General features: G+C 53.5%; 10 protein-coding genes. 9 read left to right on the forward strand and 1 reads right to left on the reverse strand.

Annotation, left to right across the window (positions count from 1 at the left end):
• Positions 1–361 precede the first annotated feature (361 nt).
• The 9 genes from OXG75_08010 to OXG75_08050 all read left to right on the forward strand — a co-directional run bounded on the left by OXG75_08010 (position 362) and on the right by OXG75_08050 (position 11,369).
• Positions 362–1,144 (forward strand): phosphocholine cytidylyltransferase family protein, encoded by a 783-nt coding sequence (locus tag OXG75_08010; protein MCY3625912.1) that lies wholly within the window; start codon positions 362–364, stop codon positions 1,142–1,144.
• A gap of 261 nt (positions 1,145–1,405) precedes the next feature.
• Positions 1,406–2,563: a glycosyltransferase gene (locus OXG75_08015; GenBank protein ID MCY3625913.1), complete on the forward strand. Its 1,158-nt coding sequence runs from the start codon at positions 1,406–1,408 to the stop codon at positions 2,561–2,563.
• Positions 2,564–2,668: 105 nt separating this feature from the next.
• Positions 2,669–3,472 (forward strand): DUF4143 domain-containing protein, encoded by an 804-nt coding sequence (locus OXG75_08020; GenBank protein MCY3625914.1) that lies wholly within the window; start codon positions 2,669–2,671, stop codon positions 3,470–3,472.
• Entirely contained in the window at positions 3,469–7,689 is a 4,221-nt protein-coding gene (locus OXG75_08025) for a hypothetical protein (protein MCY3625915.1), read from the forward strand. The genes OXG75_08020 and OXG75_08025 overlap by 4 nt, the downstream gene beginning before the upstream one ends.
• Positions 7,690–7,840: 151 nt before the next feature.
• Positions 7,841–8,293, forward strand: coding sequence for a tetratricopeptide repeat protein (locus OXG75_08030; GenBank protein MCY3625916.1), 453 nt, complete (start codon positions 7,841–7,843; stop codon positions 8,291–8,293).
• Positions 8,294–8,461: 168 nt separating this feature from the next.
• On the forward strand, positions 8,462–9,439 hold the full coding sequence (locus tag OXG75_08035) for a hypothetical protein (protein MCY3625917.1): 978 nt from the start codon (positions 8,462–8,464) through the stop codon (positions 9,437–9,439).
• Positions 9,440–9,621: 182 nt separating this feature from the next.
• On the forward strand, positions 9,622–10,428 hold the full coding sequence (locus OXG75_08040) for a transcriptional regulator (GenBank protein MCY3625918.1): 807 nt from the start codon (positions 9,622–9,624) through the stop codon (positions 10,426–10,428).
• A gap of 86 nt (positions 10,429–10,514) precedes the next feature.
• Complete coding sequence (locus OXG75_08045) at positions 10,515–10,919, forward strand: nucleotidyl transferase AbiEii/AbiGii toxin family protein (GenBank protein ID MCY3625919.1); 405 nt, start codon at positions 10,515–10,517, stop codon at positions 10,917–10,919.
• Between the two features lie 132 nt (positions 10,920–11,051).
• The gene (locus tag OXG75_08050; GenBank protein ID MCY3625920.1) at positions 11,052–11,369 is read left to right on the forward strand and encodes an EF-hand domain-containing protein; all 318 of its coding nucleotides are present in this window, start codon (positions 11,052–11,054) and stop codon (positions 11,367–11,369) included.
• Between the two features lie 266 nt (positions 11,370–11,635).
• Here the strand turns inward: OXG75_08050 and OXG75_08055 are convergent, their stop codons facing one another.
• Positions 11,636–12,280: an ATP-binding protein gene (locus tag OXG75_08055; protein MCY3625921.1), complete on the reverse strand. Its 645-nt coding sequence runs from the start codon at positions 12,278–12,280 to the stop codon at positions 11,636–11,638.
• Positions 12,281–12,495: the final 215 nt, after the last annotated feature.

Raw genomic sequence — 12,495 nt, forward strand, 5'->3', positions numbered from 1 at the left:
ACGTACGGATCTGTGCGGGGGGTGCGAGGAAACTCGCATTCCTACCGCAACCCGCTTGTTGGTAAGGACTGGCAATTCTGTGGGGTTCAGCGCTGAGTTACGTCCGGATGGGGTGATTCCGGCTTGGAGAATACCGGACTGCCGTGTTCAGCTGGGTTTGCGCTCGGAAACCGGAACCCAAAAATCGCTACAGCGCAAATCCCTCGCGTAATGACATGGTTTGAGATGCGGTTATACTGACACAGTAAAAATTTTGTGAAAATTACAGAATTACTCTTCTCGGTTTTCTCTCTAGATGCGCAACATGTTTTTCACAGACTTGGGTGAGAAGTTGCTTTCTCTTATGAGGACTGATTGATTTATGAAAGCTATAATACTCGCAGCGGGCAGCGGCCTCAGGATGTCTCCCTACACTCATGACAAGCCCAAGTGTCTTCTTGATATCGGAAACATCTCCATACTTGAACACCAGATAAACCTTATAAGAGACTGCGGCATAAACGAAGTCGTGATTGTCGTGGGATTCCGTTTCGAAAGAGTGGAAGAGTTCCTGAGAAGCTACGACGGCTTGGGAATGAGGATCAACACTCTTTACAATCCCTTTTACCAGTCCACCAATAGTCTTGCGTCTCTGTGGATAGCACGGAGTGAGCTTGATGAAGATATTGTAGTTATGAATGGGGATGATGTATACGAGATAGGCGTTCTGGATAAGGCGCTTGCGGTCAGGGATGAGAAGATATGTCTTCCTATAAAAAAGAGGTCCCGTTATGAGAAGGAGGATATGAAGGTCGTTGTAGAGGACGGCAGGATTACGAAGATCAGCAAGGAGATACCAAGCACAGAAGCCTCAGCCGAGTCGGTCGGAATAAGGGTATTCAGGGATACGGGGGTGGAGCTGCTCAAAAGAGCGATTGAAGAGGAGATGAGAAATCCCGGTGCCGAGGGGAAGTGGTACATTTCCTCAATACAAAGGCTTGTAAGCAAGGGATACAAGATTAAGCCCTTGGATATAGGCGAACTTTACTGGATGGATGTCGACTGTCCTATGGATTTTTTCAGAGCGAGAAAGCAGACTGGCAGGTTCTTGAGAGAGGAATGCCGTGCCCCGAATCTTCTGAGAGTTATTGACTCCTCTGAGTAAGGAATGCCGCCGGAGTGATTTTACGTTTGGGGTTAAGGTGGGTTCTTAGGCGATTAAAATAGGCCTGAACCTGCGCTCTCACCATATTATCGTCCGTTTCCACGCCAGCGAGACTCTCTGTTCTCTTGAACGTGTAGCCAAGCTGCACTTTCCATTTATGGTTACCGCTCAGGTAGTAGTCAAGTCCACGAAGGATGTTTTCAGTTCCGGGTTGGCAGGAGAGGGGAATTTCGCTTCGAAAAACGGGTAGATTTAATGCACATGAAAAAGTACGAAGGACTAAAAGCGCTTTACGTTGGAAGCCATCCGCTTTTCACAGAAGATGCAAGAGCCGTTCACATGATGAAGATGTGCCAAGCGATGGCCAATCTTGGAATTGAGGTTGAATGCGTTTTGCCGGGGCGTGTCAACAAGGAAAAACTTTTTTCGTATTACGGCATCAAGAATCCTTTTCGCGTAACCTCGATTGCGCTTTCGGGTGGGTTTGCCAGGCGGACGCTTCACGGTTTTTTAAGCTCTCTTTACGCTTGCGGAAAAAAAGAAAATTTTGATTTCGTGATCACAAGGGACCTTGTCTTCGCTTGGTTCGCGACCAAGGTTTTCGGGGTTCCGACGGTCTACGACGCTCACCACCCTCCGGTTAACTGGGCAGCCGAAAGAATAATAGGTTCTTTTTCCCGCTCGAAGAACCTGCTCGGGATGTCTTTTAATTCGCGGGGTCTGCACGACATATACTTCTGCCTCGGGATGACTGGGCGAAATCCCATAATGGCCCCGAACGGCTTCGAACGGGAGGCGTTTGAAGGAGAACACGACATTTCCTCGCTTCGGGAGCGCCTCAGTCTTCCGCTCGAGAGAAAAATAGTGTGCTACTGTGGAAACACTTACAGGGGAAGGGGGCTTGAGATTCTGGTGCGCGCTGCGGCGCAGATGCCCGAGGTTGAGTTTCTCATTGTCGGAGGCAGGGAACGAGACAATGCGCTCTGGCGCGAGATGGCGAGGCAGGATGGATCGGCAAATTTCAGAATAGAGGGATTTGTGCGACAACAGGAAGTACCCTCTTACCTTCTTGCCTCAGATATTTTGGTCATGCCCTATTCGTCCAAGGTAACTATAAGGGACGGGACGGAATCCGGGAAGTTTACCTCTCCGCTTAAGCTTTTCGAGTATATGGCCGCCGGAAAACCCATCGTTGCGACCGGGGTTCCGTCGGTTCTTGAGATACTGAGGCCGGGGGAGAACTCGGTTGTTACTCCTCCTGATAACGAGGGGGAGTTTATTCGGGCGCTTGACCTCGTGCTTGCTGATTCAGAGCTTTGCGCGCGGATTTCAGAAGGGGTCCGCTCGGACGCTGCCGGATACACGTGGGAGAAGAGGGTTGAAAAAATAATTGACGGGGCTGGAGTTCCCGTCGGGTAAAATAGTTCTTTGTAACTGCCTACCCTCTGGATTGGGTGTCGCGCCGCCGTAAAGGCCTGTCGACTTCTAAATTGCTTGGTTTTCCGCTTCGCGGAGAAAGTCGTTTTGCGCCGGGAGAAAATCTGCGGGATTTCCATGTGCTACGAAAAAGATCATTTCGAGATGTTCAGAGCCTTCGGCTTCAGTCTGGATGAGTACCTGTATTTCGGTGGCTACCCGGGCTCGGTCAGGTTCATTCAGGATCTGGACCGGTGGCGTGCTCATATACTGCAGGCTATAGTCAGACCCGGTATCGGCCGGGACATTCTCTCCATGACGAGAGTGGACAAGCCGGAACTGCTCAAGCGGCTTTTCGAGCACGGAGCGGATTATTCCAGGCAGATTCTCTCATATACCAAGATGCTGGGTCAGCTTGTCGATGCCGGCAACACGACCACCCTGGCGCGGTATCTTGACCTGCTGTCGGATGTCGGTCTGCTCGCGGGTTTCGGAAAGTATCACAGCAAGCCTCATCTGCGCAGGGGATCAAGTCCCAAACTGAACGTGCTCAACACCGCTTTGATGACGGTCGGCTCCGGGTATTCCTTCAAAGAAGCAATGGCGGACCGTACGTTCAGGGGGCGCATCGCCGAAAGCGCGGTCGGGGCCCATCTGTCAAACACCGCGACACCCGATATCAGCATTCATTACTGGCGGGATGGACCGTTTGAAGTCGACTTTGTTCTCCGCCGCGGGGCCCATATCATTCCCGTTGAGGTTAAAAGCGGCCGCAAGCCCGCGCGCGCCGGGGGGATTGAAGCGTTTGAACGGAAATTCGGCTCCCGCCGCTCGCTTTTTGTCGGAGAAGGAGGAGTGCCGCTCCATGAGTTTCTCGCGGTTCCCGCGGGTCGGTGGTTCGAGGAAAAATGAACAAAATCGTCCCGCGCACATGCACCGAGATACCGCCTCCGGACTTGGGCCCGGGAAAAGGCAAGTCCTCAAGACCTCTTGAACAATTCCGTCCTGTCGCCGCCTACGTGCTGCTCGGCGGCCCGGGTTCCGGCAAGACGACTGCGTTTAGGACCGAAAGCGAGGGACTCGGAGATAACGCCTTTTACGTAAGTGCGCGGGATTTCCTCTGTCTTGATCCCAAGAACCATCCCGAGTGGTCGGGAAAGACTCTTTTCATTGACGGGGTTGATGAAATTCGTGCCGGCGCTCGCGACATGCGCTACCCCTTAGACGAGATCCGCCGTCGCCTCGATCATCTCGGGCGCCCGCGTTTTCGTATTTCCTGCAGGGACGCAGACTGGATCTGGAAAAATGCGTGGAAACTTTTGGACAGTGTATCGGCGTACTCCAAGGTGACCTTCCTGCGCATTGACCCCCTGACGGATTCCGATGTCATCAGCATTCTGCGCGACCGTTTTACCGTCGCGAAAGCCCGGCAATTCATCGCCTCGGCAAAGGAACGTGGAATTGAGGCGCTGCTCGGGAATCCCCAGTGTCTTAACTTGCTGGTCGCGGTGGTCGCGGAGGACGGCATCTGGCTCGGCAACCGTTTTGAAACTTTCGAGAAGGCCTGCTCTCAGATGGTTCGCGAGCGCAACGAGGAATGCGGGATAGCGACGCGAGGTTATTCCGCTTCCCGGATTCTTGACGCCGCCGGATGCCTTTGCGCCGTTTCGCTGATTTGCGGAACGGCCGGGTTGGCGTGGGACAGCGATTTCGAGGATGAAGACTACCCCGGTCTTGACCGGTATGTCTGTTACGATCGGGGGAAGCTTGAGGCGGCGCTCTCGACGAAACTGTTTGAACCCGGCCCTGGTAATCGCCGTTTCGTTCCCGTTCACCGGCACATAGAGGAATTTCTTGCCGCCCGTTACCTGTCCCGACTGGTTGATCGGGGGGTTCCCTTCCGGCGGATACTGGCTTTAATTGCCGGAGAGCAGGAAATCGCGGATCGCGGGATGGGAGGCTTCTGCGCGTGGCTTGCAGCCCATCGCGAAGACTTTCGCTCGGAGCTGATCAGGTGCAACCCCGTCGGGATCTTTCTCTGCGGAGATACAAATGCGTTCTCGGGCGATGATAACATGGCGCTTCTGGAATCCCTGTGCCGCAAGAGAAGACACCCTAAGGATCTTTTTTCCTGGACGCTTGCGGGGTCAGGGTACAGGGCGCTTGTCGCGCCCCGGATGGAAGCCGTTTTCAGGGAAGTCCTCAATTCTCCCCGTCGCGACGAAAAACATCAGAAATTAACCGAATTCCTGCTGGATATCTTGAGGTGGTACGAACTGGTGCCGGATTTTTCCGGGACCCTGCTCGAAATCATCCGCGACGGCACCCGGCATTCCCGTATCAGAAGACTGGCGCTTGAAGCGTTTATCATCTGTCAGCCGAAGGATTGGGAGGATTGGGAGGATTTGAATGATTCGGACGATCTCAAGACGCTGCTGGACGACATTCGTGCCGGGACCGTTTCCGACCCGGAAAAGGAACTGCTCGGGACACTGCTTCTGGAACTCTATCCATGGAAGCTGCCCCCATCCGAGGTCTGGGATTATCTTTCCTGTGCTGCGGTCAGGGAGTCAGACGGCGCGTACTGGCAGTTCTGGCAATTCGCTTTTTCCGATGAGTTCTTACACCCCGGGGGAAGAGGCGACTACTTCCACTTGTATGAATTCGGGTTTCTAAACGACCGACCTGAGGTAGATGAGCTTGAGGTGGAAGAGCTGTTGGACAGTCTTGGGAAGCGGATTACCGGACTGCGAACCGCTTTTGAGGCCTGGTCCCTCAACGATCTTCCGCACAGACTGCTGGCTTGCGGACTTTATATGCACGGAGACCGAGCAGACAGAAAACGTCTTTATGACTGGCTCGCCGTCGGACTGTCCGGCAATGTCAGACACGACGAGTACTGCCTGGGACCGATCAGCCTGATACGCACTTGGCTTGAGCGCCGCCCCGAGACGCAAAAGGCCGTCCTTGAAGAAGGTCTTGAACGATGGCGCGGGTCCGGCGACTTCGCTTCTTACGCGACCGGAATGCAGGAGCGTCTGTATGGCGCGAGCCCTCCGCCGGATTTCGGCGTCTGGTGTCTCGAAAAAGCTCTTGCCTTCGGGAAGAGTGAACCGCAGGTCTCGCGGTTTTTCCTTGAACAGGCTGTTTTTGCGTGCAGGTATCAAAACGGCGACGAAGGGCTGTCCGTGGAAATACTGCGGAAGAAAACCGGATACGATAAGGATTTGTCCGATGAGCTGGAAAAATTGCTTGCGAGACAGGGATTTCCAGGCGAAACGCCGGGACGGAGCGGGACTCGGAACTACCGGGAAAAAGAGGAAGACAGAGACCGGAAATGGATTGAACAAGTGCACGCAAGCAAGGAGGTTCTGCGCGGAAACCACGCCCGCCCGTGGCTGCTTCGCGAAATCGCCGGGATCTACTTCGGAGACTTCTACTCCTGGCGCGATTACTACGGGCCGGAAAACATAAGGAAATCCCTTCCCGGACACCCCGACCTTGCGGATGCCGCGCTTTCGGGACTGCGTGGCACGGTTGACCGGGAAGACGTTCCGGATGCCGACGAGATTTTCCGAATGCTGGACGAGGGCGAGGTTTACTCTATAGGACTGCCTTTCCTTGCGGGTCTTGCGGAGGCGGACAGAACGGTGCCGCTTGATGTCTCGCAATGGAGCGAGGCGCGCATTCGCAAATCCCTCCTTTTTTATTACATCTCCGGCCCGCGTAACTACAAACCCGGATGGTATCTGCGACTTCTTGAGGCCCATCCCGGGATCGCGGGGGATACGCAGACGCGGTTTGCCCTTTCGGGGTTTCGAAGCGGCAGGGAGGATATTCCCAAGCTTCTTCAGCTTGCCTCAGAGAGGAGCCACGCCCAGATTGCCCGCATTGCGAGTCTGGGGCTGCTGCGTTCCTTTCCTTCCCAGTGCGGACTGAAACATCTGCGGAACCTTGACTACCTGCTCTGGGCGGCGCTCAGGCATGTTGACAGGGGAGAGCTCGCAAAGCTTGTCGTCAGGAAACTCGATCTTAAAAGCCTTAACGTTGCCCAGCGCATCCGCTGGCTCGCGACGGGCCTGATTGTTCGCCCCGGCGAATATAAAGACCGGTTAGAGGAGTTTGTGCGGGGCCGTGAAATCAGGGTTCGGCATCTGGCAGACTTTCTGGTCTTTGGAGATAGGTTATTCCTGCAGGCAGAACTTGGACTTCCTGAACTTTACCGGAGGAGGCACGAATACGGCCGCCCCTTATACCTACAGACACAACTTGGAGTGCCCGAACTGGAGATGTTGATCCGCCTTATGGGAACATACTTTGAACCCAGGTTAAGTCGGAAACCCGGGACCTTTACGCCTGAGGATCGGTTTTCCTGCCTTGTTTATGATTTTATAGAATCTCTTTCTATTGACGACAAAGATGAAGATGCGGACAAGGCACTCGAGAGGCTTTACGCCGACCCAGGGCTGAGACGCTGTCATTCCGTGCTGGCCAAAATGCTGGATGCTTGGCGTGCAGATCGAAACGACCATGACTACAGCCATCCTGACATCGCGCGGGTCTGCCGGACGTTTAGCAACCAGACCCCGGCCAATGCCGCGGACCTTGCAGCCCTGCTAGTGGACCGGTTGGCTGAAATCTCCGAGAAAATCCGAACGCACAATACGGATGACTGGCGCAAGTACTGGAACGAAGACTCCCATGGACGACCAGATAGTCCCAAACACGAAAATTCCTGTCGCGATATCTTACTTTCGGACCTGCGAGGGCTGCTTCCGGAGGGACTGGACGCCCAGCCCGAAGGCCAGTATGTAAATGACAGGAGAACCGACATACGGGTTTCATACGGGGATTTTCATGTTCCTATAGAGATTAAAAAGAGCGGAAGCGAAAATTTGTTGAGTTCGCTCAGAGAGCAGCTGATTGCTTTGTATACGAAAGATCCGACCACTAGCGGGTACGGTATCTACCTAGTGCTCTGGTTCGGAAAGAAATACACTAAGCCGCTGCCTTCCGGTAGTCGGCCGCGCGATTTTCAGGAACTACAGGAAAGGATTGAGGCCGGTTTGTCTGAAAGTGAATCACTCAGAATATCGGTTTGTGTCATTGATGTAAGCGGGGATGAGTAGGGGGGACACCCTTTTTTAACATAAACAAAGAGAGCATCTATAACGACATACATGGTTTTATCAAGCATTATCGTCTCGGGGATTACGAGCCTTTTTCTCCCGAGCGGATGCAACTTGACCGGGATTGAACTCGTTGTTAGAGTGTAAGATTATGGATTATGAAAAACTTTATTCTTCTGGGTCGAAATGCCTGAAAGAAGAGCGGCTTGAAGAAGCTATGAAGTATTATGTTCAGGCTATAGAGCTGGACGCCGACCGCCCCGAAGCGCATTTTGGGAGAGGGGTTGTGAAGTTCGATTCAGGTAGGTACGAAGAAGCTATAGAAGATTTTGACAGAGTTATAAGGCTGAATCCGTCTATTACGGAGGCGTATAACAACAGGGGGATTACGAAATTCAATCTGGGCAGGAACAAAGGGGCGATAGAAGATTTTGACAAGGCCATAGAATTGAATCCCGGATACGCCGGTGCCTACAACAATAAGGGTGTTGCGGAAGCCAAGCTGGGAAAGCTTGAAGAAGCGGTGGCGAATTATAAACAAGCAATAGAATTGCGACCTAGGTTCGTCAGAGCGTACCACAACCGTTCGAGTCTTCAGTTGTAAAACCGCAAAGAGGTGCATCCGCATCTGTGAGCATTCCGTGTCCTTTGTATGTTCTACCCTGTACGCTCGGGAAGCTAACGGTTTTTGGTGAACACCGACAAGCGGTTCATTAAGAAAACGAATTTTTCCAAGGTATCTTCTTCACTGCATTACCGGGTAACGTATCGCATGGCGACGGGAAAGAACCGTAGAAACAGGGCAAAGAAAAAGCCTCGAGAAAAACGGATGTCCGCAAAGTCGGCTGGAACCGCGACCGTGTCCGGTAAGTCTTCGAGATACGGTGCGGACACTGTCCCCGTCCCGCCGGGTTTACGTTTGATAGAAGCCGGGATGTCGCAGACCCGGAGCAAAGCTTCTTCCGCACGGAAGGGCGCCGCATCCGCCGCTGACAGATTAGCCCTGCTGCGCCGGGCGCAGGATATCATGTACGATGCTTGGGAGTCTGGAGACATGCGCGAGAGAATCGCCATGGCGAAGAAGGCTCTTGCTGTTTCGGACCTGTGCGCCGATGCCTGGATCGATGTGGCGTATGAAACCAGCGATATAGTTGAGGCGCGCGAGTTATACGAGCGTGCCGCCGCCGCGGGGAAAGAGGCCGTCGAGCTTGAACTCGGCCCCGGCGCGTTTGCCGATTACGCCGGGGATTTCTGGAGGATTCTGCCGACGCGCCCCTACATGCGAGCCGTAGCGGGTCTTTCCGATTTAATGTGGGATATGGGGGAGCGGGAGGAATCGATTGCCCTCATAAGGGAAATGCTTCGCCTGAACCCCAACGACAACCAGGGCATGCGGTCATACCTTATCTCCAAGCTGTTTGCGCTTGACGACCTCTCTGAAGTTGAAAACCTCCTGGAAATCTACAGGGAACCGGATTTCGCCGAATGGCACTGGAACATGGCGCTTCTGACGTTCAGACGTGAAGGAGATTCCGCGGACGCAGCATCGATTCTCGACCAGGCGATTGAAGTCAACCCCTTCGTCCCGAAGCTGCTTACCGGAGCCACGCCTGTTCCCGTCTCCATGCCCCCGCAGTACAGCCTGGGTTCCCCGGAAGAAGCCATTTCTTATGCCTTCCTTAACGGAAAAAACTGGTCGGACACCAAAGGCGCCCTTACTTGGGTGGCGCGAAAGACAAAAGGGAAATGACCGCCTCGCGGGACCGTAGCCGCCGGACGCTGAAGGCGAACGGTTTGTTCATGAACGCTGCACTTTATTATGGGTAGCGGCAAGAAACCCAATTTGTTGAACTCTTGCTTGACAAACATTACGCATACCCCTAAATTGATTAGGTGTTCACGCAAGAATCGTCAATTACGAGTTTACGTCCGATGAAGGTACAGGATTTTTTCCGCAACCACCCGGTATTCCGGCATGAGATGTTTGTGGCATTTCTGGAAGTTGGTGGTCCCCGTAGCGCAAAGACCCGGGAGGCGCTGCTGGCCTACCACGTCAACGCCGGTCACCTGCTCCGGATCCGTCGCAGCCTTTATGCAGTCGTACCGGAGGGAATCAGTCCGGAAAGCCACCAGGTCGACCCGTATCTGCTGGGAGCGCACATGACGGATGATGCTGTGCTGGCCTACCACAGTGCTTTGCAGTTTCATGGCAAGGCCTACTCGGTGCATCGCCGGTTTCCTTATCTTTCTCGGCACCCCGGGCGTCCTTTCAATTTCCGGGGCCAGGAATTCACCGCTGCGGCGTTTCCAAAGGCATTGCAGGCTGATCAGGCTGAACTGTTCGGGGTAGAGAGCCACAGACATGCCGGGGGACAAATCCGAGTCACCAATCTCGAACGCACGATGGTCGACGTGCTCGTGCGTCCTGACCTGAGTGGCGGATGGGAGGAAGTGTGGCGATCCCTGGAATCGGTCGAATACTTTAACTTGGACCGGGTCACCGATTATGTCCTGATGTTGCGCAGTGCGACGGCGGTGGCGAAGGTGGGATTTTTTCTCGAACAGCACCGTGAAGCGCTGATGGTGGATGAGGCGCGACTGAGAGCTTTGCGAAAGCATATACCCAAGCAGCCTTGTTATCTGGACCGCAGTCGCAGAAGGTCCGGCAGATTAGTTTCCTCCTGGCGATTGGTAGTGCCGCCAGCAGTCATTGAACGTAGCTGGGAGGAGGGTGCATGAGTCTTTCGCTCTAGGATCTTCAAGCCGAGGCGGCGGCGAGCGGGTTTCTGCCGGAAACGCTGGATAAGGTTATCCGTCTGATCGGATTGCTGGATGCTTTTCGAAATCATCCCTTCCTCGGGGATCGAGTTGCCCTGAAAGGCGGCACCGCGCTGAATCTGTTTGTATTTGACTTACCGCGGTTATCCGTTGATATCGATCTGAACTATATAGGGTCCGCGGACCGCGACGTGATGCTTGCTGAACGGGAGAAGGTTGAACAGGCAATCACGGCGGTCTGCGGCCACAAAGGATTTACGCTGTTGCGTGTCCCGCAAAAACACGCTGGCGGCAAGTGGCGACTGGGATACACGAATGCTTTTGGCCGCAGTGCAAATCTTGAAATCGATGTGGTCTTCACGTTGCGGGTTCCTCTGTGGCCGGTAGAGGTAAAGGATTACTCCGCGGTTAACAGTAAAGACATTCAGAGGAAAGAGAAACTTGTTGCTTGACTTATATATCTTGCGCAAAGGCATATTCAACTCGGAACGAATTGTGCGGGAATCCAGCGAATACTCTTTTTCTTCCGTTCGTATAAACTTGTAGATTGGTTTCAAACCCAGCAAAGCACATGGAGGTGTGTAATGAGAAAAGTATTGATGTTTTCCGTACTGGCGGTTCTGTTCCTCGGTGGAGCGACATTTGCCTCGGCCCATTGCGGAGATTGTGGTAAGAAAGCGGATTGCCCCAGAAAGTCTGCTAAAATGGACAGAATGTTTGAGAAAAAAGACGCAAACTCTGATGGCGTCATCTCAAAGGCTGAGTTTATGTCCTATGTGGAGAAAAAGTTTGCAAAGATGGACGCTGACGGCAACGGCAGTCTTACAAAGGAAGAAGTGAAGAACTACTGGACCGCCAAGAAGGAAAAGCACAAAGATTCCGGGCAGTGCGCCGGCAAATAGAGCAGAAGCAGCAATAATATTGAAGGCGCTTTGCAGCCACGGTTAAACGGAAGCAGACCGTGCGGACTGGAGAATGGGCTGGCGGTGACGGGAATTTCTCCCAGATTCGTGCCCCGGCAAACCCGGATTATGAATGCATAAAATGTAGGCGGGGCAATTCGCCTACCTTTAACCGAATACGGCAACCTATCCGCTTCACCGGTTCCAAGTGCAGGAAAATCTTGCTTGTCCTGCCTGTTAAGGCGGTGTCGAAAGATGCGGTTTCCTTAGAGTTCGGAAACAGCTTCCATCATGTCCCGCAGGCTCAGCGCCTCGATTCCTTTGCCGATCGGGAAACTCTCGCGGCCGCCGTGCACGACGAACCTGCGGGAGGGTTTTAAGTGCTCGCACGCCGCATGAAAACCCTTTGACAGCTTTGGGACGGAACCGCGCTTTATTTCTATGGCCCACAATCCCCCCTTATTTGAATCGACGACCAAGTCAATCTCGGCTCCGCCCTTTGTACGGTAAAATCCCATTGAAGCCAGCTTAGGCATCACCCCGGCGAGATTTTCGCCCGACTGCCTCAGCAGGTCGATCGAGGCTGGTCCCAGCAGCAGGAAGTGACCCGCTCTGAGCCCTCTCTGGCGGTAGCCGTCAATGATGACCCGAAGCGTGGCGAAAATCCCGGGTGCTCTCTGCACTCCATCGAAAATAATCAGCTTTCCTTCGTTAAGTTCACAGAACTGCTGAATGTCCTCGATTCTCGCCAAATCGCGCGGATCCTCAAGATCCAGATAGACCGCGTTTCGCTTGAGGGCGACCTCCCGGGCCAGGGTGGTTTTCCCTACCTGCCTCGGGCCCGTGAGAACCACAGCCGGGGTTCTTTCAAGTAGTTTTTCTAGCTTGTGGGTTATTGACCTTTCTATCATATGGCCAAATTTAACATGATATATTGAATTTGTCCGCAAACCTAAAAGGTTTTCTCTGTCATCTCCAGGTCAGGTGGAATGAATGAACTTGCGACGTATAAAGGTTTGCGTATGATTTCGTCGAAGAGGTCTGTGGCTCCGTCGAAGTTGTTGATGTTAGCCCGCATTTCTCACCGCATAGGGATATGGAAGGGTTTTTAGGGTCAGCAGCCATG

This window comes from Candidatus Dadabacteria bacterium, from assembly GCA_026705445.1.
GTDB lineage: Bacteria > Desulfobacterota_D > UBA1144 > Nemesobacterales > Nemesobacteraceae > Nemesobacter.